The 26,064-nt window shown below is 70.0% G+C and carries 19 protein-coding genes and 4 pseudogenes; 12 read left to right on the top strand and 11 right to left on the bottom strand.

Going from position 1 to position 26,064, the window contains the following annotated elements; genetic code table 11:
* Positions 1 to 117: 117 nt before the first annotated feature.
* A protein-coding gene (locus tag ACSLIC_RS23185) for an IS3 family transposase (RefSeq protein ID WP_436739631.1) occupies positions 118 to 1,322 on the bottom strand; the annotation gives its coding sequence in 2 pieces (ribosomal slippage) (positions 118 to 1,031 and positions 1,031 to 1,322; 1,206 coding nt in all).
* 66 nt (positions 1,323 to 1,388) lie between these two features.
* Between ACSLIC_RS23185 and ACSLIC_RS23180 the strand changes: the two are divergent.
* Positions 1,389 to 1,841, top strand: a pseudogene (locus ACSLIC_RS23180) (transposase family protein); the annotation flags it as partial.
* A gap of 278 nt (positions 1,842 to 2,119) precedes the next feature.
* Here ACSLIC_RS23180 and ACSLIC_RS23175 read toward each other — a convergent pair.
* Both ACSLIC_RS23175 and ACSLIC_RS23170 read right to left on the bottom strand, forming a co-directional pair.
* The gene (locus tag ACSLIC_RS23175; RefSeq protein WP_436740454.1) at positions 2,120 to 4,498 is read right to left on the bottom strand and encodes an ABC transporter permease; all 2,379 of its coding nucleotides are present in this window, start codon (positions 4,496 to 4,498) and stop codon (positions 2,120 to 2,122) included.
* The gene (locus tag ACSLIC_RS23170; protein ID WP_436739630.1) at positions 4,498 to 5,268 is read right to left on the bottom strand and encodes an ABC transporter ATP-binding protein; all 771 of its coding nucleotides are present in this window, start codon (positions 5,266 to 5,268) and stop codon (positions 4,498 to 4,500) included. The genes ACSLIC_RS23175 and ACSLIC_RS23170 overlap by 1 nt, the downstream gene beginning before the upstream one ends.
* Positions 5,269 to 5,493: 225 nt before the next feature.
* Between ACSLIC_RS23170 and ACSLIC_RS23165 the strand changes: the two genes are divergently transcribed.
* From ACSLIC_RS23165 to ACSLIC_RS23130, 8 genes and pseudogenes are all read left to right on the top strand, one after another.
* The gene (locus tag ACSLIC_RS23165; protein WP_436739629.1) at positions 5,494 to 5,976 is read left to right on the top strand and encodes a hypothetical protein; all 483 of its coding nucleotides are present in this window, start codon (positions 5,494 to 5,496) and stop codon (positions 5,974 to 5,976) included.
* Between the two features lie 51 nt (positions 5,977 to 6,027).
* Positions 6,028 to 6,879, top strand: a pseudogene (locus tag ACSLIC_RS23160) (transposase family protein).
* 21 nt (positions 6,880 to 6,900) lie between these two features.
* Positions 6,901 to 7,341, top strand: a pseudogene (locus tag ACSLIC_RS23155) (transposase family protein); the annotation flags it as partial.
* Between the two features lie 83 nt (positions 7,342 to 7,424).
* Complete coding sequence (locus tag ACSLIC_RS23150; protein WP_436739628.1) at positions 7,425 to 8,645, top strand: sensor histidine kinase; 1,221 nt, start codon at positions 7,425 to 7,427, stop codon at positions 8,643 to 8,645.
* On the top strand, positions 8,630 to 9,286 hold the full coding sequence (locus ACSLIC_RS23145; protein WP_436739627.1) for a response regulator: 657 nt from the start codon (positions 8,630 to 8,632) through the stop codon (positions 9,284 to 9,286). The genes ACSLIC_RS23150 and ACSLIC_RS23145 overlap by 16 nt, the downstream gene beginning before the upstream one ends.
* Before the next feature lie 311 nt (positions 9,287 to 9,597).
* Positions 9,598 to 10,415, top strand: a protein-coding gene (locus tag ACSLIC_RS23140) for an IS5 family transposase (RefSeq protein WP_436737426.1) whose coding sequence is annotated in 2 segments (ribosomal slippage) — positions 9,598 to 9,945 and positions 9,948 to 10,415 — 816 coding nt in all. Because the reading frame shifts where the segments join, the coding sequence is not laid out codon by codon here.
* 59 nt (positions 10,416 to 10,474) lie between these two features.
* A protein-coding gene (locus ACSLIC_RS23135; RefSeq protein WP_436737426.1) for an IS5 family transposase occupies positions 10,475 to 11,292 on the top strand; the annotation gives its coding sequence in 2 pieces (ribosomal slippage) (positions 10,475 to 10,822 and positions 10,825 to 11,292; 816 coding nt in all).
* A gap of 52 nt (positions 11,293 to 11,344) precedes the next feature.
* Positions 11,345 to 12,406: an IS630 family transposase gene (locus tag ACSLIC_RS23130; protein WP_436739626.1), complete on the top strand. Its 1,062-nt coding sequence runs from the start codon at positions 11,345 to 11,347 to the stop codon at positions 12,404 to 12,406.
* A gap of 407 nt (positions 12,407 to 12,813) precedes the next feature.
* On the opposite strand, the gene ACSLIC_RS23125 is transcribed toward ACSLIC_RS23130, so the two are convergent.
* The gene (locus ACSLIC_RS23125) at positions 12,814 to 13,731 is read right to left on the bottom strand and encodes an NmrA/HSCARG family protein (protein ID WP_436739625.1); all 918 of its coding nucleotides are present in this window, start codon (positions 13,729 to 13,731) and stop codon (positions 12,814 to 12,816) included.
* Between the two features lie 187 nt (positions 13,732 to 13,918).
* Here ACSLIC_RS23125 and ACSLIC_RS23120 point away from each other — a divergent pair, with 187 nt between their 5' ends.
* Complete coding sequence (locus ACSLIC_RS23120; protein WP_436739624.1) at positions 13,919 to 14,305, top strand: MerR family transcriptional regulator; 387 nt, start codon at positions 13,919 to 13,921, stop codon at positions 14,303 to 14,305.
* A gap of 420 nt (positions 14,306 to 14,725) precedes the next feature.
* Here the strand turns inward: ACSLIC_RS23120 and ACSLIC_RS23115 are convergent, their stop codons facing one another.
* Positions 14,726 to 15,400, bottom strand: coding sequence for a DUF4232 domain-containing protein (locus ACSLIC_RS23115; RefSeq protein ID WP_436739623.1), 675 nt, complete (start codon positions 15,398 to 15,400; stop codon positions 14,726 to 14,728).
* A gap of 89 nt (positions 15,401 to 15,489) precedes the next feature.
* Positions 15,490 to 16,488 carry a TIGR03842 family LLM class F420-dependent oxidoreductase gene (locus ACSLIC_RS23110; RefSeq protein ID WP_436739622.1) on the bottom strand — a complete coding sequence of 333 codons (999 nt, stop codon included), beginning with the start codon at positions 16,486 to 16,488 and terminating at the stop codon, positions 15,490 to 15,492.
* Positions 16,489 to 16,799: 311 nt separating this feature from the next.
* On the opposite strand from ACSLIC_RS23110, the gene ACSLIC_RS23105 reads away from it, so the two are divergent.
* The gene (locus ACSLIC_RS23105) at positions 16,800 to 17,168 is read left to right on the top strand and encodes a hypothetical protein (protein WP_436739621.1); all 369 of its coding nucleotides are present in this window, start codon (positions 16,800 to 16,802) and stop codon (positions 17,166 to 17,168) included.
* Positions 17,169 to 17,267: 99 nt separating this feature from the next.
* Here ACSLIC_RS23105 and hydA read toward each other — a convergent pair whose 3' ends face one another.
* From hydA to ACSLIC_RS23090, 3 genes are all read right to left on the bottom strand, one after another.
* Entirely contained in the window at positions 17,268 to 18,668 is a 1,401-nt protein-coding gene (gene hydA, locus ACSLIC_RS23100) for a dihydropyrimidinase (RefSeq protein ID WP_436739620.1), read from the bottom strand.
* Positions 18,669 to 18,797: 129 nt separating this feature from the next.
* A complete protein-coding gene (locus ACSLIC_RS23095) occupies positions 18,798 to 19,640 on the bottom strand; it encodes a nitrilase-related carbon-nitrogen hydrolase (RefSeq protein ID WP_436739619.1) in 843 nt (280 codons plus the stop codon).
* A 591-nt stretch (positions 19,641 to 20,231) separates the two neighbouring features.
* Positions 20,232 to 20,627, bottom strand: coding sequence for a PPOX class F420-dependent oxidoreductase (locus tag ACSLIC_RS23090; RefSeq protein ID WP_436739618.1), 396 nt, complete (start codon positions 20,625 to 20,627; stop codon positions 20,232 to 20,234).
* Positions 20,628 to 20,761: 134 nt separating this feature from the next.
* Here ACSLIC_RS23090 and ACSLIC_RS23085 point away from each other — a divergent pair, with 134 nt between their 5' ends.
* Entirely contained in the window at positions 20,762 to 21,451 is a 690-nt protein-coding gene (locus ACSLIC_RS23085) for a PepSY domain-containing protein (RefSeq protein WP_436739617.1), read from the top strand.
* 37 nt (positions 21,452 to 21,488) lie between these two features.
* Here ACSLIC_RS23085 and ggt read toward each other — a convergent pair whose 3' ends face one another.
* Both ggt and ACSLIC_RS23075 read right to left on the bottom strand, forming a co-directional pair.
* Entirely contained in the window at positions 21,489 to 23,297 is a 1,809-nt protein-coding gene (gene ggt / locus ACSLIC_RS23080; protein ID WP_436739616.1) for a gamma-glutamyltransferase, read from the bottom strand.
* Between the two features lie 147 nt (positions 23,298 to 23,444).
* Positions 23,445 to 24,644: pseudogene (locus ACSLIC_RS23075) on the bottom strand (IS3 family transposase).
* Positions 24,645 to 26,064: the final 1,420 nt, after the last annotated feature.

Below are 26,064 nucleotides of genomic sequence, written 5' to 3'. Positions count from 1 at the left end.
CCGACGCTTCGACGTACGACTGCCCAGCAAGCACCCGGGCATCGCCTTCACTGCCCGGATCACCGCTACCGTGGTGACCGAACCTCCTGGGCCTTGACCCCGATTCCTGAACACGGTTTATGCGGCTTGTGCCAGCGTAGTTGGTGTGCGGTGGAGGGCGTTCTCGAAGGCGATCGGTGATCGTTGTCCGAGGTGGGAGTGTCGGCGTCGGGTGTTGTAGCGGTGGAGCCATCGGAACGCGTCGAGTCGGGCCTCGCGCTTGGTCGGCCAGCTCTTTCGTCCTTGCAGGGTCTCGCGTTTGAAGGTCGCGTTGAAGGACTCGGCGAGTGCGTTGTCCGCGCTGGAGCCGACCGCGCTCATGCTTCGCCGGACCCCTGCTGACCTGCAGGCTTCGGCGAAAATCCTGCTCGTGTACTGAGCTCCGTGGTCGGTGTGCATGATCGATCCGGCGAGACTGCCGCGGGTTCGGATCGCCGCGGCCAGGGCGTCGGTGACGAGGTCCGCGCGCATGTGGTCGGCGATAGACCAGCCGGCCAGACGGCGTGATGCGAGGTCGACGACGGTCGCCAGGTAGCAGAACTTCCCGCCCTCGACGGGCAGGTAGGTGATGTCGCCGACGTACTTCGTGTTCGGCCTGTCCGCGGTGAAGTCGCGGCCGATCAGGTCCGGGGCCTTGGCGGCGGCCGGGTCAGAGACGGTGGTGCGGTGCCGGCGGCGCAACCGGACCTCTGCGATCCCGGACGCCCGCATGATCCTGGCGACGCGCTTGTGATTGACCGCGACACCGGACTCCTCGCGGAGCTCGGCGGTGATCCTCGGGGCTCCGTAGGTGCCGTCCGATTCCTGGTGCACCGCCCGTATCCGGGCGGCCAGACGGGCGTCGGCCCCCTGCCGGGCGGCCCGGTCCGCAGCCGTCCGGCGCCAGTAGTAGAAGCTCGAGCGGCTCACGCCGAGGATGCTGCAGAGCCGCTTCACGCCGTAACGGCGCTGGAGGTCGGCGACACACTGGAAGCGGTTCACCAGCGCTTCTCCCCGGCGAAATACTTCGCCGCTTTGCGCAGGATCTCCCGTTCCTCCTCCAGCTCACGCACCTTCTTCCGCAGGGCGGCGTTCTCCGCCTCCAGCGGCACCGACGGCAGGGCTGGTTCCTGCGTCCACCGTCCTCGGGGGCGGCTCACCCCGGCTGCCCGAACCCAGTTCCGCAGCGTCTCCGGGTTGATCCCCAGATCAGCGGCGACCGACCTGATCGTCGCTTCCGGCCGCGACTCGTACAGCGCGACCGCGTCCGCCTTGAACTGTGGCGGGTAGTTCTTCATGACCACGAGATGTCCGTTCTCAGATCCGCAGGATCCAGTGTCTCGTGTGTTCAACATCAGGGGGCAAGGCCCATCCTCCACGGCACCGTGCTGCCGATCGACCGCATCGCTGCAGACCGCCCGTACTACTCGGGAAAGAAGAAGCACCACGGGATGAACGTGCAGGTCCTCGCGGATCCAGCCGGCCGACTGATCTGGGCCTCGGACGCGCTACCCGGAGCCATGCACGATCTGACCGCGGCCCGGGCCCAGGGCATTCTCGACGCTCTCGCCGTCGACGACATCAAGTGCTGGGCGGACAAGGCGTATCAGCGCGCAGGTCCTGCTATCCGCGTCCCGTTCCGGGGCAAGAATCCACGTGGTTGGCGTCGGCGTCACAACCGCGATCACGCCAAGATCCGCAGCCTCGGCGAACGCGCCATGGCCACCCTCAAATGCTGGCGGCTCCTGCGGAAGCTCCGCTGCAGCACCACCCGGATCACCGCCATCGTCCGAGCCATCGTCACCCTCGAACTCGCCACCTGATCAAGATGGAAAAGGCTCAGTGGATCATCGCCTCCCATCGTGCGTCGGCGCACAGCACAATGAGCGGCACTATCCGGCTTCTATACGCCTCGGCTCGGCTCGTCTATAAGCGCTGGTGGCCGCCGTCGTAAGCCGGTCGCGAAGGACGGCGCGACGGGGGAACGCGAGTGGGACGGGAGGGGCGCGACGGCGCCCCGGGGCCGGAACCGGCATCGGGGCCAGGACGTCGGACAGGCCCGGAGCGGGGGTCTCCGGGCCTGTCCGTGTGTGTTCGCCTCCTACGCTTCCCGGCGCATGGTGCGCCAGGTGACGAACACACTCGCAAGGACCGCCAGCATGATGGAGCCGACGATCACTGAGGCAACGGTGGACACGTTCAGGTGCAGGCCCACATCGGTGGAGGTCGCCTGGGAGAGTCCTGACGCCATGCCGGCCAGCGGTCCAAGGGTCACCAGAACGCCGAGGGCGGCACCGATCCCGGCGACGAGTGCGGTCTCGGCGACGGTGCACGTCAGCAGCTGGCGTACCGTCCCTCCCGCCGACTTCATCACAGAGAGGTCGCGGCGCCTGCTGTGGGCGGCCATCCCCATGCTGTTGGCCACGGCAATGCCGCTGTAGCCGACAGCGATGGCGATCAGCATGCTGGTGAGACTGTTCGTGAGCTTCGCGTCCGTGTTGTAGTCGTCGATGGCATAGCGCAGCGCGTCGTGGACGGCGGTGCCGGGCAGTGCCTTGGCGGGTTGGGCTTCCTTCGGAACGAAGATGTCGTCGGTGAGGGCGGACGGGTCGTGCTCGCGCACCAGGTCGCGGGCCACCACGAAGTCGCCGCAGGCGGGATCGTCGGGCAGGACCTGCGCGATGCGCAGCTTCACGGTGGTGCCGTCGGCGAACCGCACATCGCGCTCGTCGCCGCCCTTCACTCCCAAGTAGGCGGCCAGGCGTTCGCCGAGCACGGCCTGGCCGGGCTTGGCCCAGCGCTGGTCGCGCGAGCCGAGGGCGTCGATCACGGCCAGGTCGCCGTCCTTGTCGTGGACGAACGCCCGGGTGGGCAGGGCGGCCTTGCCCACCGGGTTGGCGGCGACGACCTCGTCGGTGTTGCCGGCGGTCCCGGCCGCGGTCACGATCTGCTGGCCCTGGAGCTTCACGGCGCTGCCCGCCGGGTAGGCCACGGCCATCGTCTCCACCATGCCGCTGAGCAGGACCGCGAACCCGACGGCCGCGATCACCGGGGCGGCCAGCGAGGCCGCGCGGCGCGCGTTGACGCGCAGCTCCGCGCGAACAAGCAGAGGAGCGGCCGATCCGGAACGCTCGAACGGCGCGGTGAGCATCCGTCCGACCGGGCCGACGAAGACCGGTGCAAGGAGGGCGGCCGCCACGATGAGAACCATGGTCGCGGCGATCGCCATGTTGATGCGGCTCTCGGCACCGACGGTGGCGGTCACGATCGCGAGGAGCGCTCCGAGCCCGAGCACCGTGAGGCTGGCGATCCAGCGCACGCGGCCCATGGTGCCGCCGCCCGTGCGGCTCTCCAGCAGGGCGTCGATCGGGGCCACCTTCGCGGCCAGCCGACTTGCCGACCAGGCGCCCAGGATGCTCACGCCGACACCGATCGCGGCCGCCGTGAGCAGCGGCCACGCCGACACCCGCAGGGAGAGCTCGGGCGGGGTCACGTCGAGGCCCTTGAGGATGTCGCGCAGCACCGGCGCGGCGGCGACCCCGACCAGACAGCCGGTGACAGCGCCGAGCAGGCCCACGACGGCGGCCTCACCGAGGATCATGCGGCGTACCTGGCGGGGGCTGGCACCGATCATCCGCAGCAGGCCGATCTCACGCCGACGCAGCCCGGTGGCGAGAACCAGCATGGAGGCGACGACGAAGATGGTGGTGAACAGACCCAGCGCGGCCATGGCGGTGATGAGCTGGGTGCCGAGGAACCGCTTGTGCTCCACGTAGCCGGGCTGGAGTTCGGAGCGGTCGTCGCCGGTTGCGACGGTGCCCTTGTCACCGACCACTCCTCGCGCCTTCTGCTTCACGACGCCCAGGGATGCCTGGGGGTCGGTGAGGAGCGCGATGGAGCCGACCCCGGGTTGCTGGCGGGCCGCGAACGCGTCGCTGAAGTAGTAGCCGGGCCCGTTGACGGTGCCGACGACGAGGAACTGCTTTCGCCCCTCGGTGATGTTCACCGTGAGGGTGCTGCCCACGGCCGCGCCGACGGAGCGTGCGACGACGATCTCGCCGTCGGCCTTCGGGGCGCGGCCGTCCGCGAGCGCGTACGGCGCGAGCCTGCTGCTCGACCAGCCGTGCCCGGCCTCGCCGGAGCCCTCGTCCTCGACCGGCTTTCCGTCGAGGAACGCCTGCGCGTAGAAGGATCGGTCCACGATCGCATCGGTCACGCCGGGCACGCCGCGCAAGCCGTCGAGCAGCGGCCGGGCCTCGCTCCCACTCCACGGCACCCGGTCCTTGGGGTTGCCGTACTCGTCGACGGCCTGTTCAGGCAGGACGATGACCGAGGCGGCCTCGATCCGGGACTGGACCTTGGGCAGGGAGGAGTCGTAGACGATCAGAGTGGTCGCAATGAGCGCAACGCCGACGGTCACGGCCGCGAAGGCGGCCAGGAAGCTGCTCCAGCGTTCTTTGACATTGGCAATGACGAGCATCACGCCGCCTCCAGCCGCGTCATGTGGGCGGCGATCGAGGCCGCGTTGCGGTTGTGGGACTCCCGGGTGAGGGCGATCCGATCGGCAACGCGGCCGTCCTTCAGGAACACCACCATGTCGGCGACCGCGGCGGCGACCGGATCGTGGGTGACCATGAGGGTGGTCTGGCTCTCCTTGTCGACGAGCATGCGCATCATCCGCAGCACCTCCTGCGAGGTGACGGTGTCGAGGGCCCCGGTGGGTTCGTCCGCGAAGAGCACGTCCGGCCGGGTCACCAGGGCGCGGGCGAGCGCGACGCGCTGCTGCTGACCGCCGGACATCTCGCTCGGGCGGTGACCGGCACGGTCCGACAGACCGACGGCGGCGAGCGCGTCCGACACCTGGCGGCCGTTCACCCGGCGGCCGGCGAACCTCGACGGCAGCTCGACGTTCTGCGCCGCAGTGAGCGACTCGACGAGATTAAAGGCCTGGAACACGAAGCCGATGTGGTCACGGCGAAGCTTGGTGCGTTCCTTCTCATTCTTCTGCCCGATATCGACGCCCGCCACCATCACCCGGCCTTCGGAAGGCCGGTCCAGGCCCGCGGCGCACTGCAACAGCGTGGATTTCCCAGATCCCGAGGGCCCCATGATGGCGGTGAATGTCCCGCGTGGAAAGCCGATGGAAACGCCGTCCATTGCGACGACGGAGCGGTCGCCGGATCCGTAGACCTTGCGGACGGTGTAGAGCTGCACCGCATCGGATGCGGGGGCCTGCCTGGATGTCGTCATAGGTCGATTGCAACGCATCTACCCGGGCTGCCGCATTGGCCTGTGCTCTACTTCCCCAGGTAGTACAGGCACTACTTACGACCTGGGGATGAATAGTCCTGGTGTTGGTGGGGCCGTGACGTGAGAAGGGCCGCACGGGTTGGGTGAGTTGTGACGCTTACCTGAGCCCGTACGGCCTGCTCCCATCCTGCCCTGTCCGGGGTCTCTCGCGCACATCTCGGCGAGTTGCTCGAAGAGTTGTCGCCGCGTTGGAGGGCCCGGCGTGAGTCGGCGCTCGACCGGCAGCGGGGCTACAAACGGCGCCGGGCCGAGGGGGCCGGGCGCAAGCCGAAGCTGGAGTTCGTCGACCGGCTGCTGGTCACCCTCGTCCACCTGCGGCCCGGCCTCTGCCGCACGCCGCTCTGGCCGAGCTGTACCGGGTGGACCGCTGCGGTCTCCGCCGCGATCCGCCAGGTCAGGCCCCTGCTCGCTGCCCGCGGCTTCGCCGTGCCCGACCGCCTCGGCGTCAGGCTGCGGCCTCTGGAAGATGTGCTCGACTACGCCGATTTTGAAGGCGTGGACCTGCGGATCGATGGCACCGAGGTGCAGGTCCGACGCCCACGCGCCGGACGGCCGGGGCGCAAGGCCTTCGTATCCGGCAAGAAGAAGCAGAACACGATCAAGACCACCACCTTCAGTGAGCCTCTTTCATCCTGTGCTGGTGGGTGAAAGAGGCTGGTCAGCAGGGGTGGTGACGAGGCAGGGCCCCTCGTCGTTGGCGTGGTGATTCCACTCATCACACCGGCGACCGAAAGGGGCCCTGTTGGTTCCGTATCCTGCCATGCTCGACGTCCCGCATGAGCTCGTCGAGCATGTGGCCTGGTTGCTGTACGAGCATCGCCAGGCCCGCAACACCCGCTGGCGCAAGCTCGGCTGCTTCAAACAGGCGCTGCTCACGCTGGCGCATCTGCGGAAGAACGAGACGTTCTCGCAGCTCGGAGCCGGTTTCGGGATATCCCAGGCCACCGCCTGGCGGTACGTCGACGAGACCCTGGACGTCCTGGCCTCCTGGGCACCCGGCCTCCACGAAGCCCTCACCGGCCTCGGTGAAGGCGACCACGTCATCGTTGACGGCACCCTCATCCCCACCGACCGGATCGGCGCGGACGAGCCGTACTACTCGCAGAAGCACCGCAAGCACGGCTCGCGGACGAGCCGTACTACTCGCAGAAGCACCGCAAGCACGGCATGAACGTGCAGGTCATCGCCCGCCCCGACGGAACACCCCTGTGGTTCTCCCGCGCGACACCCGGCCAGACCCATGATCTGACCGCGGCCCAGGCCCACGGCATCATCCAGGCATGCCTCACCCGACAGATCCTCGTCCTCGCCGACCGCGCCTACCAGGGCGCCGGCGCCACCTTCCGCACCCCGTACTACCACCACCGCGAACAGCCCGAGCACTACCAGCAGTTCAACCGCGACCACGCCCGACTCAGAGCACCCGGCGAACGCTCCTTCGCCTTGCTGAAGTCCTGGCGACTGCTCCGCCGGGCCAGATGCTCCACCCGCCGCATCGGCACCATCGTCCAGGCCGTCCGCACCCTACTGACCTGCAACTATTCAGGATGAAAGAGGCTCAGTGACCAGCAGGGCCGCACGCTGTTCTCCGGTGTCGTCCGCCCGGGCCGGATGCACGACCAGACCGCCCTGCGTACCGAGGGCATCGCGGACCAGTTCCGCCGGTACCCGGGAGTGAAGGCCGAAGTCGACTCGGGATACCTGGGCCTGGCCAAGGAGTTCCCCGGCCAGGTCAGCGCCCCTCCGAAGAAGCCGGCCGAGGACGCCTGCGACGGGGACAAGCGGGCCTGGCGCGAGATGCGCCGCCGCCAGTCCTCGGCACGGATCTGCGTGGAGCACACCAACGCCGAGTACAAGCAGTGGCGGCCCCTCCAGCGGTACACCGGCCGACGCGAGACCTACGCCGAGACCCACCTCGCGATCGCCTCGCTGGTCTCCGACCGCTCCGCACGGCGCCCGACCCGCCTCAGGACGAACACCGAACTCGTCCTCGCCCGCAACACCGTCTGCTGATCACCCACCAGCCGAACCACCAGGCCAACACGCCCCGCCCCCAAGGTCGTTAATTGAACCGAAGGCTGGGCTACCGTGGTCACATGCGTCCCAGAACGGCCTGGCAGTCGATGACTCAGCACCCGCTGAGATTTCTGACGTCCGGCTGGCCGTGGCGTTCCCTGGCCTATCTGGCCAGCGGCGTCGTGGTCGGCGCGACGGCCGTGGCAGTGTTCGTCACGGGGCTCACCGCTGGGCTGGTGCTGCTGATCGTCGTGATCGGCGTGGCACCGCTCGTCGGTGTCGTGCTGTCCTCCGTCACGATCGCGACGGTGGAGCGGCGGCGGCTGCGCCTGGTGGATCTCGACGCGATGCCGAACCCCCACCGCGATCCGGAGGGGCCCGGCGTCCGGGCCTGGGTGTCGACCAGGCTGACCGAGCAGGTCACCTGGCGGGAACTGCTGTTCACGCTGATCTCCATGGCTGCGCTGTGGTGGATCGACCTGCTGGTCCTGTGCTTCGCCCTGGGCCTTCCGGCCCTCACCTTCGTCACCGCGGACGGCACCACTTGGCCGTGGGCGGTTTTCGGCGGCGTTGTACTGCTGGCCTCCCCGTACACGGTGACGGCATGGGCCGGGGCGCGCGGCGCGCTCGCTCGGACCTTCCTGGCGCCGCGCGACGAGGAGTTGGGCAAGTCGCTCCAGGAGGTGCACGCCTCGCGGGTTCGGCTCATCGACTCCTTCGACGCGGAGCGCGTGCGCATCGAGCGCGATCTCCACGACGGCGCGCAGCAGCGTCTGGTGTCGCTCGGGATGATGCTGGGGCTGATGCGCCTGGACATCCCCGGAGGGTCACCGTTGTTGGCGCAGATCACCGCCGTCGAGGAAGAGCTTTCCGCGGCACACAAGGAGTTGCGCAGTCTGACCCGAGGGCTCAATCCTCCGGTGCTCGCCGATCACGGCCTGGTTTCAGCCGTCCAGGACCACGCGGGCCGTTTCCCCATCCCAGTCACGGTCGACCTCCGGTTACCGGGCAGGCTGCCGCGGCAGCTGGAGTCGAACGTGTACTACCTGATCAACGAGGCCATGACGAACATCGCCAGACACAGCGGAGCCAAGAGCGCCAAGGTGCACGGTCGTTACCACTCCGACTTGTTGGTGTTGGAGATCACGGACGACGGCCGTGGCGGAGCGGACTCGTCCGCGGGCAGCGGCCTGACCGGACTCGCCGATCGGCTCACGGCACTGGAGGGCCGTATGCGGGTGTCCAGCCCGGTCGGCGGCCCGACCCTGCTGCATGTGGAGATCCCGTGTCACTTCGTGTGATCGTCGCCGAAGACGCAGTGCTGTTGCGCGAGGGGTTGGTGAGCCTATTGCAGCGGTTCGGCCATCAGACTCTCGCCGCCGTCGGCGACGCGGAGGCACTGGTCGCGGCGGTCAACCGCGAACGGCCGGATCTGGTGATCACGGACGTACGGATGCCGCCCGGGAACAGGGACGACGGGCTGCGTGCGGCCGTAGCCCTGCGGGGCGCACACGCGAGGCTGCCGGTACTGGTGCTCAGCCAGTACGTGGAACGTTCCTACGCGGTCCGCCTGCTCGACTCGTGCGACGGCGCCGCCGTCGGTTATCTGCTGAAGGAACGCATCGGAGCGGTGGCCGACTTCGCGGCCGCGCTCGACCGTGTCGCCGGCGGCGAGACCGTGGTGGACCCAGAGGTGATCCACCAACTCGTCAGGCTCAGCCCCGATCCGCTCGAGCGTCTCAGCGCGCGCGAAAGGGAAGTGCTCAGCCTGATGGCCGAAGGACGATCCAACCCGAGCATGGCGGCCCACCTGTTCGTGAGCGAAGCCGCCGTGAACAAACACATCGGGAACATCTTCAGCAAGTTGGACCTCCCCGTGGACACCGAGGGGCATCGGCGCGTTCTGGCCGTTCTGACCTTCCTCGGGGCGGAACACGGTTGACACCCGAGGCGCGTTCAACTTTCATCGAACAGGAAATTGAGCCTTTATTCCCGAGGGGGGAATCGGGAACTCAGAATCGATGATTACGAGGCACGCGACTCCTACACTTGATCGATATAGAGCCGCATATTTACAGGCCAACCGGGGGAATCGAATTGAGGAAGCACAGCACGAGATCAGAAATAAACTCGACGGTCCGACGGGATCGAGGACGCCGGGGCCGCGACGACTTCCAAGCCGACTAAATCAGCGGTATTGCTCTTAGAGGTTGTCTCACGTGGTGCTTTGCTGGTGCGGCATGATGTTGAGTCGTGAGGGTTGATCTGTCGCGTCGGCTGGTTCCGGATGAACTGTGGGAGCTGGCAGCTCCGTTGGTGCCGAGATTCGCCTCCCGTCCGCAGGGTGGGGGTACCGCCCCGGTGGATGAGCGGGCGGTGTTCACGGCCGTGGTGTACGTGCTGACGAGCGGGTGCGCGTGGCGGTATCTGCCGGAGTCGTTCGGCGTCTCGCCGGCCACCGCGCACCGTCGGTTCACCGCGTGGACCGAGGCTGGGCTATGGCGCAGGCTGCACCGGGCGGTACTGGACGAGCTTGGCGTCAGGGGCGAGCTGGACTGGACGTCCGCGATCGTCGATGCCGCGTCTGTGCGGGCGAAAAGGGGGGCTCGCTGACCGGGCCGAATCCGGTCGATCGCGGCAAGAAGGGCAGCAAACTGCACGTGCTGTCCGAGGCCCAGGGTCTGCCGCTGGCCGTCGCGGTGTCCGGCGCCAACCTGCACGACAGTCAGGCGTTCAAGCCGTTGATTCTCGGCATTCCCGCCGTCCGCTCCCGGCGCGGACCACGCCGGAGGAAGCCGGTGAAGGTCCGCGCGGACAAGGCGTACTACTCCGCAGAGCACCTCCGCTGGCTCCGCAGCCGGAACCTCATCGCGCGGATCGCCCGTCCCGGTATCGAGTCCGGCGAGCGGCTCGGTCGGCACCGCTGGAAGATCGAGCGGTCGATCTCCTGGCTCTTCGGCTACCGCCGTCTCACCGTCCGGTACGAACGAAAAGGCAGTCACTTCCTTGCCTTCCTCGGTCTCGCCGCAGCCCTGACCTGCTACAAGAAACTCGCGAGGCCCACCACGTGAGACATCCTCTTAGAGGTTGTCTCACGTGGTGCTTTGCTGGTGCGGCATGATGTTGAGTCGTGAGGGTTGATCTGTCGCGTCGGCTGGTTCCGGATGAACTGTGGGAGCTGGCAGCTCCGTTGGTGCCGAGATTCGCCTCCCGTCCGCAGGGTGGGGGTACCGCCCCGGTGGATGAGCGGGCGGTGTTCACGGCCGTGGTGTACGTGCTGACGAGCGGGTGCGCGTGGCGGTATCTGCCGGAGTCGTTCGGCGTCTCGCCGGCCACCGCGCACCGTCGGTTCACCGCGTGGACCGAGGCTGGGCTATGGCGCAGGCTGCACCGGGCGGTACTGGACGAGCTTGGCGTCAGGGGCGAGCTGGACTGGACGTCCGCGATCGTCGATGCCGCGTCTGTGCGGGCGAAAAGGGGGGCTCGCTGACCGGGCCGAATCCGGTCGATCGCGGCAAGAAGGGCAGCAAACTGCACGTGCTGTCCGAGGCCCAGGGTCTGCCGCTGGCCGTCGCGGTGTCCGGCGCCAACCTGCACGACAGTCAGGCGTTCAAGCCGTTGATTCTCGGCATTCCCGCCGTCCGCTCCCGGCGCGGACCACGCCGGAGGAAGCCGGTGAAGGTCCGCGCGGACAAGGCGTACTACTCCGCAGAGCACCTCCGCTGGCTCCGCAGCCGGAACCTCATCGCGCGGATCGCCCGTCCCGGTATCGAGTCCGGCGAGCGGCTCGGTCGGCACCGCTGGAAGATCGAGCGGTCGATCTCCTGGCTCTTCGGCTACCGCCGTCTCACCGTCCGGTACGAACGAAAAGGCAGTCACTTCCTTGCCTTCCTCGGTCTCGCCGCAGCCCTGACCTGCTACAAGAAACTCGCGAGGCCCACCACGTGAGACATCCTCTTATTGTTCCGAAACGGTTTGGGTTCCGGGTCGTTGGTGGAGTGTGAGCGATCTGGTGGGGGACGCGCGGCATCTGTCGCCGTCGGCGCAGGAGGCCCTTCGGCTGCGGGCGGTGGCCGCGTTGGTGGCGGGGCGGGACCGTGAGGATGTGGCGGAGCTCTTCGGGGTGTCACTGAAGGCGGTGGACGGCTGGTGGGCGAAGTGGCTGGCCGGTGGCCGTGAGGCGCTGGTCATGCGGCCGAGGGGCAAGCCGGTCGGGGTGCATCAGGTGCTTGGTGAGGCCGCGCAGGGCGCTGTCCGGCAGGCGGTCCTCGATCACCGGCCCTGTGACGTGGGCCTGAGCGGTCAGCTGTGGACGCGGCGGCTGATCGGTGACCTGATCGCGAAGCTGTACCGGGTGCGGCTGACCGAACCGGGGGTGGGCAAGTACTTGAAGCGGTGGGGGCTGTCCTTCCAGCGCCCGGACAAACGGGCCGTCGAACAGAACCCCGAGGCCGTGCGCCGCTGGCACCAGGAGACCTGGCCGAAGATCCACGCGAAGGCGAAGGCGGAGGGCGGTGAGATCCTCTTCGCCGACCAGGTCGGCATCCGATCCGACCAGGTCACCGGCCGCACCTGGGGCGAGAAAGGGAAGACGCCCGTCGTGCGGCGGAGCGGGAACCGGTTCTCCGTGAATGCGATGTCGGCGATCAGCACCAAGGGCCGGATGCACTTCATGGTCTTCACCGAGTCCTTCACCGCCAAGGTGATGTGCCGCTTCCTGGACCGGCTGGCCGGCCACTTCGACCACAAGGTCCATCTCGTGGTCGACGGGCACTCCGCGCACCGCTCGAAGATGGTCCGGGACTGGCTCGCCGCCCACCCCGAGGCTGTCGAGCTGCACTTCCTGCCCCCGTACTCGCCCGAGCTGAACCCCGACGAGCTGGTCAACGCCGACCTCAAACACAGCCTGCCCAAGCAGCACCGAGCCCGCGACCAGGCCGAACTCGCCGCGGAGACCCGCCGCTGCTTCCGCCGACGCCAGCGCCAGCCGCACATCGTCCGCGGCTACTTCGGCGGCCCGCACGTCCGCTACGTCCTGGACGAGAACCCAATGAGTTTCTGATCAATAGCCTCGAAGTTTCGTGACGGTCCGCCGATGGAGTCGGTGGACCGTCACGAAACTTCGAGGCTAAGCCGGTGATCGTGGGCTTCCAGCACAGTCGATCAGCTTGGCGCCGGGGTTCGGCGGAGTACACCGAACGCACGACCCGGACACCGCCGGGCTCGACGACGAGGAGGACGGCGCGGGCTGACGGCGTCAGGAGCCGGCCAGAGCGGCGATCAGCTTGTGGTCGGCCGCCTCGGTCAGCCGCTTCGAGGCCGTGGCGGTCCGCTCCCTGGGGGACCGCCACGGCCTGATCCACAGGTGGCGAGCACGACGATCGGTACCTCTCGATTGGCCTTCCCCGAGCTGTTGATCGAGGTGAAGCTCGCCACCCGGGTCTGACCGGATTGCACACAGGGCCTCGTTCAGCGCGGAGTGATGCCCGTGTCCGTGGAACGGAGCGCCTCATCGAGGAGGCCCGCACCAGGGCCCGCCAGCCAGCGGTCGAAGCGCAGCAAGAAGGGGAACTCCGCGCGCAACGCGTCGAGGTTCGCGTTCCCCGCCAGCCTGCCGTCGTCGACGAGTGCTGCCAACTTACCGAGGACCTCGTCCTGTGTCGGCAGCGTCGTCGGCAGGCGGCTGTAGCTGATGGGCTGGCCAGCGGCCTGGGTCAGATGCTCGGCCAGAGCTTTGCCGGTGAGAGCGTCACCGGCAATCTCCATGGTGCGGCCGACGTAACGACCGGGTGAGCCGAAGGCCGCGGCTACGATGCGGCCGATGTCGCGTACCGCGATGAACTGCATGGCCTGGTCGGGGCGCATCAGGAAGGACAGGTGTCCCCGGTCGAGGCCGATTTCGGGGGTCACCAGCAACTCCATGAACGTGGCTGGCCGAATGATGGTGCTGGCGATGTCCAGATTCCGGACATGGGCCTCGATACGGCTCTTGGTGTCGAGATGGTCGACGCCCGTTGTCGAGCCCGCGGTGACCGCCGAGCTGTAGACAAGGTGGGCGACGCCGCAGCGCGCGGCGATGTCGGCCACCGCCGTGCCGAAGCGGACCTCGCCCTCGTTGGTCACGCCGGCGCCGGCCTGGCCGGAGTTCGGCTGGACGCTGAAGACACCGTGGGCGTCGGCGAAGGCCGCGCGGAGCGACTCCGGATCCCCAAGGTCACCGCGGACGGTTTCGACGCCGGAGGCGGAGAGGGACCGGGCCCGGTAGCCGGACGGATCGCGCACGACCGCGCGCACCACCCAGCCGTCGGCCCGCAGCGCAGCGGCGACCGATCCTCCCTGCTGCCCCGTGGCGCCCAGGACGACGACGGTTTTGTCGATGCTGGTCATGCCGACCACGCTGCGCTTTCGGCGATCACGGAAGTGTTCCTGATAAACGTTGCTGATCCTTCCTGGGGTCCTGAGGAGTGAGTCGGAGATGTGCTGGTCACAGGCGTGCTCCAGAGTTCGTAAAGGGGTGGTTCGCGCCGTGTCCGCTACGCTAGAACCTGACGCCGACGTCAGGTGCAAGCGAGACGTGGAGTCGAGTCAGGAGGCCGGGATGCGGATCGGAGAGGTCGCCGCGAAGGCGGGCGTCAGCGTCAGGGCGCTGCGCTACTACGAGCAGCAGGACTTGCTGCACTCCACCCGGAATCCGGGTGGCCAGCGCCAGTATCCGGCCGGTGCCGTCGAACGGGTCAGGCTTATCCAACAGCTCTACTCCGTGGGCTTGCCCAGCAGAACCGTCCGCGAGGTGCTGCCGTTCGCCGACTCCGGTGAGACGTCACCGGAACTGCTGGTGCTGCTCGCGGCCGAACGCGACCGCCTCGACCGGCAGATGACGGAGCTGCGGGACGTGCGCAACCGGCTGCACGACTGCATCACCGAGGCGCGCAGCCATGACGGAACAGGAAGTCCATCCTGAGGCAGGGGGCGGTGGCCCGAGCGGGCAGTTGATACGTCGGCGGCACAGGGGCGTGTCCGGGAAGCGACCACTTCCCCACTGGCTCACGGGAATTGGTCTTCAGCGGCTTCGGCGTGGCGGCCAGTGGTATTCGTGAACACTCCCGATCTCCCCCGCGAACCCGAGCGGATCCCCGCCCGGCGTACCGGCCAGTGATGATCGTTCTCGCCAGGTAGGCCGGGTGGCGTCGGCCAGTGCCCGGCGGACGGCCACGGTGACCGCCTCGGCGGTGACGCCGTACATGACGGTGCCCACCGGCAGCACTGCCTCGACGCGGCCGCGAGGCCGGTGGCGTCGGTGTCGGACGGCACGCCCTCCAGCGCTTGCGACCTGCGGCAGCGGCAGCGGCAACGGCAACTCTGCCCTGCTTCGCCCCGGCCCTCAGGACCGTCCCGGCGGTGCCTCGCTGATGTCGTACTCCCAGGCGGTGGTCCCCAGCACCCCCTCCCCCACGTCGAGCCCGCCCGCCGCCACCTCCACCGTCTGCGGCGGCGTGTCCCCGTCCGGGGCGACCCGCAGGTACGCGCCGAGCCCGGCTCCGGTGTGGGCGTCGACGGCCCAGTAGCGCCAGGCGAGGGTGGAGCGGGCGGACATGCCCGGCTCCAGGACCAGGGGGCTGGGACCGGGGTCCTCGGGGCCCATGGAGATGCGGCGGGTGCCTTCGGTCACCTCGGTGTCCATCGGCTCCCGTTCGGTGTCGAGCACCTGGAGTACCGGGTAGCCCTTCAGCTTCAGGGTTTTGGTGCCGCAGTTGAACAGGACGACGTGGCCCACCCGCAGCCCCATCGCGGCGTCGGTGGCGGCCGCACGGGCCCGGAAGCCGGAGTCCGGGCAGCCCTCGGCCGCGCCCGGGTCGTCGGCGGCGGGGGACTGGGGAGCCTCGGGTCCCGGCACGTCCGCCACGGGCGGGGTCGGCGACGGATCGGGGGCGGGTGGCCGGGAGGTACGCGCCGGGTCCGCCTCGCGCTCCAGTTCGGCGGCGAGTCCGCAGCCGGTCAGCGGCAGGCCCAGCGCGAGGACGAGGAGCGGGAGGCGCACCCGGCGCGGAAGTCTCATGCCGGGATCATGCCGTACCGCCGGAGGGGGCCCGGGCGCGAGACCCCGTGCCCCCTCCGGCCCGCCGCCACCGGCGAGTTGGCCGCGCGTCAGCTCAGGGCGGGGATGACGGTCGAGCCGTAGGCGTCGATGACCTCCTCGCGGGCGTCGTGCATGGCGTAGACGGCGAACTGGTCGACGCCCAGGTCCCGCAGGGCCCGCAGCCGCTCGATGTGCGCCTCGGCCGGGCCCAGCAGGCAGAACCGGTCGACGATCTCGTCCGGGACGAAGGCGGTGTCGGGGTTGCCGGAGCGCCCGTGGTGCGCGTAGTCGTACCCCTGCCGCTGCTCGACGTAGGCGGTCAGCGCCTCGGGGACCATGTCCGAGTGGGCGCCGTAGCGGGCGACGAGGTCGGCGACGTGGTTGCCGACCATCCCGCCGAACCAGCGGCACTGTTCGCGGGCGTGGGCCAGGTCCTCACCGACGTAGGCGGGTGCGGCGACGCAGATCTTGACGGCGTCGGGGTCGCGTCCGGCGTCGGCGGCGGCGGTGCGGACGGCCTTGATCATCCACTCGGTGAGGTAGGGGTCGGCCAGTTGCAGGATGAAGCCGTCGCCGCGCTGCCCGGCCAGGGCGAGCGCCTTCGGGCCGTAGGCGGCGATCCAGACGGGCAGCTTGCCGTCCTTGACCCAGGGCAGCCGGACGGGTTCTCCGCCGACGGACGCCTCGCGGCCCTCGGCGAGGTCGCGGATGGCGTCGACGGCTTCGCCGAGCCGGGCCAGGGTGTTGGGCGGGCGCCCGGCGACGCGCATCGCGGAGTCGCCGCGGCCGATCCCGCAGACGGTGCGGTTGCCGTACATGTCGTTGAGGGTGGCGAAGGTGGAGGCGGTCACCTCCCAGGTGCGGGTGGAGGGGTTGGTGACCATCGGGCCGACGGTCAGGCGGCTGGTGTGCTCCAGGATGCGGCTGTGGATGACGAAGGGTTCCTGCCAGAGCACGGCCGAGTCGAAGGTCCAGCCGTAGCGGAAGCCGTTCCGTTCGGCGCGGCGCATCAGCCCGACGACGGTAGACGCGGGGGGATCGGTCTGTAGAACGAGTCCGAAGTCCATGTCCAGCTCTCCTCGGTGACGGTACGGGCGGTGGGCTCGATGGTCCGGGGGGGGCGGGCGGGGCCCGGCCCGTGGCGGGGCGATCCACAGTAGGGCGCGGGGTGCACCGCGCCGGGAGCCCGTGGCGCGCGTCGCCCGGGTCGGCGCGTCCGGGACGGCCGCGCGCCCCACCGCCCCGTCTCCTCGGGGGAATTGCTGATCCATACGAATGAAGGTCCCGTTTCACTCTGCGCGAATGTGAAGAAAGGCGGCAGACTCCCCCTGACGCCCGCCACGTTCGTAGCGGGTGTGGCAGTTCCGAAAGGTTTCTCATGCACTACCTCCTCAAGGCCGCCGCCGTCGGCGCAGTCGTCGCTCCCCTGGTCCTCGCCGGTGCTTCCGTGGCCGCCGCCGTCGACGGGCCGTCGTACGCCAAGCACACAGCGGTGGCCGGCCCCAAGGGTGCGGCCTCCTCCTGCGTCCTCTCCGGCTTCCACGGGAAGCACGGCAAGGACCAGCACGGCCCGAGCTACAAGAACGTCACCAAGTTCGCCGGCCCCAAGGGCGCCTGGGTCAACAAGACCGCCAGCGGCGTCAAGGGCAAGGGCAAGGGCAAGCACGGCAAGGCGTACTACTTCAACGACGTCAAGTTCGCCGGCCCCAAGGGCGCCGGCACCAGCACCACCGCCTCGCACTCCTGATCACGCCCGGACCGTCAGGTCCGGACCTGAACGCGCCACCGTTGCGGCCCCTGGGACACCGTCCCGGGGGCCGCACCGCTGCGTGCCCCCACGCGTGGCTCAGTCCAGGTACTGGCTGGTTCCCCGGGGCACGTACATCCCCTGGCCGGCCCGGCCGGTGTACCGGTTGCCCTCGATCACCGGCACGCCGCGCGAGAGCACGGTGCGCACCCGGCCGGTGATCCTCCTGCCCTCGTAGGGCGAGTAGTCGACGTTCATGTGGTGGGTACCGGCCGACAGGGTCTGCTCGGCGTGCGGGTCGTACAGGACGATGTCCGCGTCGGCGCCCGGGGCGATGGTGCCCTTCTTCGGGTACAGGCCGAACATCCTCGCCGGGGCCGCACAGGCGATCTCGATCCAGCGGCGGCGGCTGATGTGGCCGTCCACCACGGCCTGGTGGAGCAGGTCCATGCGGTTCTCGACGCCCGGCATGCCGTTGGGGATCTTCGAGAAGTCGTCGCGGCCCAGCTCCTTCTGCCCCTCGAAGCAGAACGGGCAGTGGTCGGTGGAGACGACCTGGAGGTCGTCGGTGCGCAGCCCGCGCCAGAGCGCGGCCTGGTGCTCCTTGGGGCGCAACGGGGTGGAGCAGACGTACTTGGCGCCCTCGAAGTCCGGCTCGGCGAGGTTGTCGGTGGAGAGGAAGAGGTACTGCGGACAGGTCTCGCCGAAGACCGGGAGCCCCTGGTCGCGGGCGCGCGCCAGTTCGGCGACGGCCTCCTCGGCGGAGACGTGCACGACGTACACCGGCGCGCCCGCGACCTGGGCCAGCTTGATGACGCGGTGCGTGGCCTCGGCCTCCAGCAACGCCTTGCGGACCTCGCCGTGGTGGCGCGGGTCGCGCTCGCCGCGGGCCAGGGCCTGTTCGACCAGGACGTCGATGGCCAGGCCGTTCTCGGCGTGGGTCATGACCAGGCCGCCGTTGCCGGCCGCCTGCTGCATGGCGCGCAGGATCTGGCCGTCGTCGGAGAGGAAGACGCCCGGGTAGGCGGTGAACAGCTTGAAGGAGGTGACGCCCTCGGCGACGAGGGCGTCCATCTCCTTGAGGGAGGCGGCGTTCACGTCCGACATGATCATGTGGAAGGCGTAGTCGACGGCGCACCGGCCGTCGGCCTTGGTGTGCCAGGCGTCGAGCCCCTCGCGCAAGGAGCCGCCCCTGGGCTGGATGGCGAAGTCGACGATGGTGGTGGTGCCTCCCCAGGCCGCGGCCCGGGTGCCCGTCTCGAAGGTGTCGGACGCCTGGGTGCCGCCGAACGGCATCTCCATGTGGGTGTGGGCGTCGACGCCGCCGGGGATCACGTACGTCCCGGTGGCGTCGATCTCGTGCTCGGCGCTCCAGCCGGCGGCCGCGTCGGTGCCGTGGGCGGCCAGGGCCGCCACCCGGCCGTTCTCGACGAGGACGTCGGCGTGCAGCTCGTCGGCGGCGGTGATGACGAGGCCGCCGCGGATGACCGTACGGTTCATGGGGTTCCCTCCGGTACCGGTGCAGGGGACGGGCCGGCCGGTCGCTCTGCGGCGGCCGGGGCGCGCGGGCGGCGCCGGGCGGGGCGGGTCGGTCGGGCAGGCCCCGCCCGGGGCGTCCGGTGGAGCCGGTCAGGGCGTGGTGAGGCCCTCGTAGGCGTCGGGACGGCGGTCCCGGTAGAAGGCCCACTGGTTGCGGACCTCCTCGATCAGGCCGAAGTCGAGGTCGCGGACGAGGAGTTCCTCGGTCTTGTCGTCGGCCGGGTCGCCGACGAACCGGCCGCGCGGGTCGACGAAGTAGCTGGTGCCGTAGAAGTCGTTGTCGCCGTACTCCTCCTGGCCGACCCGGTTGATGGCGGCGACGAAGTACTCGTTGGCGACGGCGGCGGCGGGCTGCTCCAGCTGCCAGAGGTAGGCCGACAGGCCACGGGAGGTGGCGGAGGGGTTGTAGACGAGCTGGGCGCCGTTGAGGCCCAGCTGGCGCCAGCCCTCGGGGAAGTGTCGGTCGTAGCAGATGTAGACGCCGATCCGGCCCACGGCGGTGTCGAAGACCGGCCAGCCGAGGTTGCCGGGTTTGAAGTAGTACTTCTCCCAGAAGCCCTTGACCTGCGGGATGTGGTGCTTGCGGTACTTTCCGAGGTAGCTGCCGTCGGCGTCGATGACGGCGGCGGTGTTGTAGTAGAACCCCTCCTGCTCGACCTCGAAGACCGGCACCACGATGACCATGCCGGTCTCACGGGCCAGTTCACGCATCCGGGAGACGGTCGGCCCGTCGGGCACGGCCTCGGCCCAGCGGTAGTGCTCGGCCTCCTGGACCTGGCAGAAGTAGGGGGCGTTGAAGACTTCCTGGAACCCGATCACCTTCGCTCCGGCGCGGGCCGCCTCGCGGGCGTACTCCTCATGCTTGGCGATCATGGATTCGGTGTCGCCCGTCCAGGTCGCCTGGACGAGTGCTGCGCGTACGACAGGGGCCATCGGTGCTCCTTCGACCGTTCGTCAGCAAGGGCTTTCTACGCCCGTAGACGGGGCGTGGAAGGACGAACGTAAGCCCCTTGCCGACGCGGGGCAAGACCATCTCCGCCTCCGTCCCGAGTCGGCCGCGCGCGGCACCCGTGCGGGCGCACCGGCCCCGGGCGGGCGGTCAGCGGGCACCCCGGCGACCTGGAAGGCGTGCGCCAGGCCCCGGTGGGTTTCCTCGGAGTCTCCCCGAGCCGCGTCCAGCAGCAGCGGGCGCTGCGCGCGACCTCGCGGCTCCCCGGCGAGCGACCGCAAGGCAGGGCCGGGCCTGGCTGTCGCGGACGTCGCCGGTGAGCGGGGGCGGGGCGCCGGCGGTCCGGGGCGCGGGCCGGGGCGCCGGCGGCGTACCGCGGCGCGCGGCCCGGCGCGTCGAGCCGGTCGGCCAGCTCGTCCAGGGACCGTGCGAAGTCGCCCTACACACCGGGGAATTGTTCCCCTGCCCTCGCTGCCTCGCCCCCGACGGACCCGAGGGCCGGCGCTCTCAGGTCGGGCGGGAAACGGCACGGCCGCTTCAGCCGGGCTGCGCGCGTTCTTCGTACGGCCGCCGCGTCAGAAGGTGACGGCGATCCCGGTGTGCGGGCGCTTGCCGAACCGGCCGATCATCCCGCCGATGTCGAGGATGTGGAACTGGAGGCGGTACTTGCGGCCGAAGCGCTTGCGCAGGCGCTTGAGGCCGTCGGCGTCCTCCACGAGGCTGGCCGTGCCCTCGGCGTGCGGGGCGCCCTCGGCGACCTTGCCGCGCACGTCGCAGACGGTGACGCGGACCCGGGGGTCGCGGCGCAGGCGCTTGATCTTCCAGGAGTCGCTGCGGGTCCAGACGTACAGGGAATCGCCCTCGCGCACCGCCCAGACGGGGGTGGCGACGCCGGTGCCGTCCTTACGGAAGGTGGTGAGGCTGACGTAGGGGGCTTTGCCCAGCTCGTCGAGGGTCGTGTCGGGAGTCATGGGGAGAGGGTAGGGCGCGCGGTGGTGCGGGCGCGCACCCCGGGTCGGCGTACGCGCCGGGTCCCTCTCCGTTTGCGAGCCAGATATCGGGTCAGTGAGCTAGGAGTACGACGTTCCGCTTGTGAGAGGCCCCGATGAACCGCAGTGCTCCCCGCTCCCCGCACCGCCGCCACTCCCGCGCGCCGGCCGCCGCCCTGCTGGCCCTGCTGGCGCTGGCCGTGGCGGGCTGCTCCGGCGGGGACGCGCCGGAGACGGGGACGACCTCCGGTGTCTCGCGGAGCGGGACACCGGCTCCGTCGCCGACCGAGCCGGGCGAGGAGACCGCCACTCCGATGGACGACGGCGCACGGGAGAACCAGGCGCTGCTCGCGGCCACCACCGTCGCGCTGGCCGACGCGGTGAAGGCGGCGCGCGAGGGGGAGCCGGACGGACGGCCGGTCGCGGTGGAGCTGGGGCGGACCGCGCGGGACGCGCCGCACTGGACCGTGACGCTGGCCGAGGAGGACGGCTCGGCCGTCGCCCGGCAGGTCGACGCAGCCTCGGGCGCCGTCTCCGACAGCCCTCGGGACGAGCGGCCCGACGACGAGCTGGAGGAGCGCGAGGAGCGGAAGGCGCTGCTGGAGGAGGCGGAGACCGACGCGGCCGGGGCGGCGAAGGCGGCCACCGACCGGCGGCCGGGCACGGCCGTCAAGGCAGAGCTGGAGGAGTCGGACGGGACGGCGGTGTGGCAGGTGGACGTGGTCGACCAGGAGTCGTTCCGTACGACGGCGGTCGACGTGGACGCGGGTGACGGGCGGGTGCTGCGCGAGGACACCGCCGACTGACGGCCGACCGCGCGGGGCGCGGCCGGCCGCCGGGCGGTCAGGGGCGGTCGGGCCGGACCACCATCGCGGAGCCCCCGCCGCGCCGCTCGGTCTCGGCGGCGGCCAGCCAGCGGCCGTCGGGCAGCCGCTGCACGGCGGTGGCGGCGCCGATCTCGGGGTTCTGCCGGAAGGTGTGGCCGAGCGCTTCCAGCCGGGCCCGCAGCGGGCTGTCCCACAGGCCGGGCTCGATCTCGGTGGCGGCCGCGTTGCGCTGGCTGGCGCGGGGCGCGGCGATGGCGTCGACCAGGGGCAGGCCCCGGTCGACGACGCCGGTGAGGGTCTGGAGGACCGTGGTGATGATGGTGGCCCCGCCGGGCGAACCGAGCGCCAGCACCGGCCTGCCGCCGTCCAGGACGATCGTGGGCGCGATGGAGGAGCGCGGCCGCTTGCCGGGGCCCGGCAGGTTGGGGTCGGGGAGGCCGGGGGTGGTCGGGGTGAAGGAGAAGTCCGTCAGCTCGTTGTTGAGCAGGAAGCCCCGGCCGGGCACGGTGATGCCGCTGCCGCCGGTCTGCTCGATCGTCAGGGTGTAGGCGACGACGTTGCCCCACCGGTCGGCGGTGGTCAGGTGGGTGGTGTTCTCCCCCTCGTACGGGGTGGGGGCGGGGGTGCCGCCGGACGGGCAGCCGGCCGGGTCGTGGGGGTCGCCGGGGGCCAGCGGGCTGGTGAGTGCGGCGTCGTCGCGGATCAGGCAGGCCCGGGAGGCGGCGAAGCGCGAGCTGAGGAGTCCGGCGGTGGGGACGTCGGAGAAGGCGGGGTCGCCGACCCAGCGGTTGCGGTCGGCGAAGGCGATCCGGCTCGCCTCGATGAACCGGTGGAGGTAGCGCTGCGGCGTGGCGCCCTTCAGGTCGGTGCCCTCCAGGATGTTGAGCGCCTCGCCGACGGTGGTGCCGCCGGAGGAGGAGGGGGCGACGGAGGCGACGTCCAGGCCGCGGTACCGGGTGCGGGTCGGGGCGTGCCGCTCGGTGCGGTAGCGGGCGAGGTCCCTCTCGGTGAGGCGGCCGGGACGGACGAGGCGGTCGGCGTCCGGGTCCACCGGCGGCTTGTTGACGGTACGGACGATGTCGCGGGCGAGCGGACCCCGGTAGAGGGCGTCGACGCCCTTGCGGCCCAGTTCCGCGTAGGTGCGGGCCAGGTCGGGGTTGCGGAAGGTGGAGCCGGTCACGGGGAGTTTCCCGCCGGGCAGGAAGAGCTTCGCGCTGGCGGGGAAGTCGGCGAACCTGGCCTGGTTGTCGGCGGTCTGGGCGCGGAAGGTCTCGTCGACGGTGAAGCCCTCGCGGGCGAGGCGCTCGGCCGGTTTCAGCAGCTCGCCCAGCGGCTTGCTGCCCCAGCGGTCGAGCAGGGTGCGCCAGGTGGCGGGGGTGCCGGGCGTGCCGACACCGAGGCCGCTGGTGACGGCCTCACCGAAGGGGACGGGCTTCCCGTCCTCCAGGAAGAGGCCGGGCCCGGCGCTGCGGGGCGCGGTCTCCCGCCCGTCCACGGTCTGCACGGTGCCCGTGCGCGCGTCGTAGAGGACGGCGTACCCGCCGCCGCCGATGCCGGCGGAGTACGGCTCGGTGACGCCCAGCGCGGCGGCGGTGGCGACGGCCGCGTCCACGGCGTTGCCACCCCGGCGCAGCACCTCGATGCCGGCGGCGGAGGCGTCCTGGTCGACGCTGGAGACGGCGCCGCCGTGGCCGGTCGCGACGGGGGACTTGCCGGGTGCCGCCCGCTCGGGTGGCCCCTGGCCGGGTGGGGCGGCGGCACCCACCGAGAGCATCGCGATCGCGAGGGCGCAGAGCGAGAGCCTGCGGGTGGGAGACGGACGCATTTCCCTACCTCCAGTCAGCAGCCGTCCGCGCAGCGTAACTTCACCTGGGGCGCCGGGCCAGGATGCCTCGAACACGGGTGCGTCACCCGAGGCCGGGGCACCACCGTGCGCGCCCACGGCTGAATCGTTCCAGGTTCCGTAGAGATCTCAGATGTTGGGTGTGACCTGGGGTTTCGTGGTGATGAGGTAGTGGTTTGCTTCGTACTCGACGGGCGGGATGTGCCCTATCTCACCGTGGAGTCGACTGTGGTTGTACCAGTCGACCCACGGCGGTGGCGAGCTCGACTGGGAGAGCGTTCGCCACGGTCGCTGAGGCTTGATCAACTCGGTTCTGTAGAGCCCGATCGTCGATTCCATCAGGGCGTTGTCCAGGGCGTCCCCGACCCAGCCGATGCTCGCCGCGATGCCGGCGGCATCCAGATGGTCGGCCAGATCGAACGACGCGTGCTGCGACCCGGCGTCCAAGTGATGCATCAACTCAACGCGAATATACGGGCGTTGGTTGCGGTCGCGGTGCCACAAGGCCTTCTCCAGCGCGTCCAGGACGAGCCGGGTCTCCTTCGTTGTGGCGGCCGACCAGCCGACGATGCGGCGCGAGAAGGTGTCCACGACGAAGGCGACGTAGGCGGCGCCGCTCCAGGTCGCCACGTGGGTGAAGTCTGCGACCCAGCAGCGGTTCGGTGCGTCGGCGACGAAGTCGCGGTCGACCAGGACCGGCGCCCTGGGCGCGGTGGGGCCGGGGATCGTGGTGACCGCCCTCTTACCGCTGACGGCGCCGGTGATGCCGAGTTCGCACATGAGGCGTTCGACGGTGCAGCGGGCCCACCGGATGGCCTTGTCGGTTCAGGTTCCGCCAGATCTTCCTGGCGCCGTAGACACGGTGGTTGGTGTCGTACACCTCCTTGATCTGGGGCTTCCGTTCGGCGTAGCGGACGGTGCGGGCCGCGGGGGCGGCCTGGCGTTTGCGGTGGGCGTAGTAGGTGGAGGGGGCGATCTTGCAGTCGTGGTCGGTGAGGACCCGGCAGATCGGCTCGACGCCGCCAAGCCGCCCTTGTGCTCGTCGATGAACGCTACGAGCGTGTGTGTGGCCGGTCCAGCTCGGCCGCGAAGAAAGACGCTGCCACCTTGAGGATGTCGTTCGCCCTCTTCAGCTCAGCGTTCTCCATCTTCAGCCGCTTCAGCTCCACCGAACTCATCCGTCGTCGCGCCCGGCCGGGCGCCGGCGTCGATCTGGTCCTGCCGCACCCACTTACGCAGCGTCTCGGTCGTGCCGATGCCGAGTTTCGACGCGGCGGCCTTCATCGCGGACCACTCGGTGTCGTACTCCGGCCGCACCTCGGCGACCATGCGGACAGCTGGTTTGCGCAGCTCAAGCGGGTAATGGGCAAGGACGTGCCATGACTCGATCCCCTCAAATGACCGAGTCCCCACCGAACCCGGAACGTTCACAAGTCCTCTTTGGCAGCGGTCCCGACAGTGCGCTGCGTTCGTCATCGGTCAGATCACGACCGACGACCTTGCAGAGGTGCTGCTCCCAGCGGGCGGGGTCAAGGCGGGTGAGTCTCAGGGGGCTCTGGTCGAACAGGCCGCCCGACAGGCCCTCCGACGAGGGGCTGCCGAGGAGCGCTTTCCCATCGGTGGTGTTGGTGGCTGCGAAACGCTGGTCCGCACCGAACTTGTACGTGTCCCTGTATGAGGGGTCGTTCGCTTTGAGGAAGACGACGGTGCTGCCGTAGGCCACGAAGAAGTCGGCGCCCGCGGGGTTCCCGACCGTGGATTCGCCGGGCTCCAGAGGCCCGAGAGGGCCCACTACTCTTCGTGGCGTTTGTCCCGGCTCGGCGGACCACAGTTCCACCACGCGGCCCGTGGTGAGCACCGCCAGATACCGACTGTCCTTGAGGAAGACCGCCATGAGGAGGTCCTCATGGAACTCGGTGCGCAGGTCCTTGCGTTCCCGGCCCGTTCGCAGGTCGATGGCGTACAGGTCCGGCGTCCCGGGTACGAGGATCCCGATTACTCCTGGGGCGCGATGACCCGCCATGAGGTACTCCGGCTCGTCCTGGGAGGCGGGCAGGGCGCCCTTCACGTCGATCGGCGGGCGTAGGCGCCGGCCGTCACGGGTGCCCCAGTACTCGATCCGTGTGCCGGACAGCGTCACGAGCCGGCCGTCGGGCTGAAAGTCGAGAGTCACCGGCTCCCGCCACGACTTGCCCTCCTCCACCGGTGGGCGCGCCACGGTGAACTCGGAGACCTTCCTCAGTGACGGCAGTTGGCGGACCGTCACTCGGTTCTCGTCCGACACGTCCGCCATGAGCGTCTGCGAGCGATTGACGGCGATCAGCTGTTCATCGGCGGGCGGAGTTTTCGATGTGCTGGACACCTCGTACAGGACGCGCTGTTCCCCTTCGGTCTCCACCACCATCAACTTTTCGCCGTCTGCCCCGGTGCGGACCAGCATCGTGCTGCCGTCCCCGAGCAGTGTCGGCGTGCCGTACGCGGTTTCGCCCTCGGCGTCGGTCATCTTCTGCCCGGTGATCCTGGTGTCCTTCCTGACTGGCACCACCGGGTCGCGGGCTGTCCCGAGGAGGGGGAACGACCCGCGTTCGCCGATTTCGACACCGGGGCCGGCGAACTTCTGAGGACGGGCGTTCCCGCTGGTTTCCCTTACCTCCCAGTCGGCGAGCTCGGTGTTCCGGGCGAACCGCTTCCCCGACGGGTCGAGGAGCGTGGCTCCGCACAACGAGCCGTGGTCCCACCGGTGGGTGCG

The sequence above is a fragment of the Streptomyces sp. BBFR102 genome (assembly GCF_051397025.1).
In the GTDB taxonomy this organism is placed as follows: Bacteria; Actinomycetota; Actinomycetes; order Streptomycetales; family Streptomycetaceae; genus Streptomyces.
This window is presented reverse-complemented; position numbering and strand designations above follow the sequence as displayed.

Coding starts and splice junctions, on each gene's coding strand:
- ACSLIC_RS23105 (WP_436739621.1), top strand. CDS start 16,800: ATGCACTACCTCCTCAAGGCCGCCGCCGTCGGCGCAGTCGTCGCTCCC.
- ACSLIC_RS23085 (WP_436739617.1), top strand. CDS start 20,762: ATGAACCGCAGTGCTCCCCGCTCCCCGCACCGCCGCCACTCCCGCGCG.
- ACSLIC_RS23170 (WP_436739630.1), bottom strand. CDS start 5,268: ATGACGACATCCAGGCAGGCCCCCGCATCCGATGCGGTGCAGCTCTAC.
- ggt (WP_436739616.1), bottom strand. CDS start 23,297: ATGCGTCCGTCTCCCACCCGCAGGCTCTCGCTCTGCGCCCTCGCGATC.
- ACSLIC_RS23175 (WP_436740454.1), bottom strand. CDS start 4,498: ATGCTCGTCATTGCCAATGTCAAAGAACGCTGGAGCAGCTTCCTGGCC.
- ACSLIC_RS23150 (WP_436739628.1), top strand. CDS start 7,425: ATGCGTCCCAGAACGGCCTGGCAGTCGATGACTCAGCACCCGCTGAGA.
- hydA (WP_436739620.1), bottom strand. CDS start 18,668: ATGAACCGTACGGTCATCCGCGGCGGCCTCGTCATCACCGCCGCCGAC.
- ACSLIC_RS23090 (WP_436739618.1), bottom strand. CDS start 20,627: ATGACTCCCGACACGACCCTCGACGAGCTGGGCAAAGCCCCCTACGTC.
- ACSLIC_RS23110 (WP_436739622.1), bottom strand. CDS start 16,488: ATGGACTTCGGACTCGTTCTACAGACCGATCCCCCCGCGTCTACCGTC.
- ACSLIC_RS23095 (WP_436739619.1), bottom strand. CDS start 19,640: ATGGCCCCTGTCGTACGCGCAGCACTCGTCCAGGCGACCTGGACGGGC.
- ACSLIC_RS23125 (WP_436739625.1), bottom strand. CDS start 13,731: ATGACCAGCATCGACAAAACCGTCGTCGTCCTGGGCGCCACGGGGCAG.
- ACSLIC_RS23115 (WP_436739623.1), bottom strand. CDS start 15,400: ATGAGACTTCCGCGCCGGGTGCGCCTCCCGCTCCTCGTCCTCGCGCTG.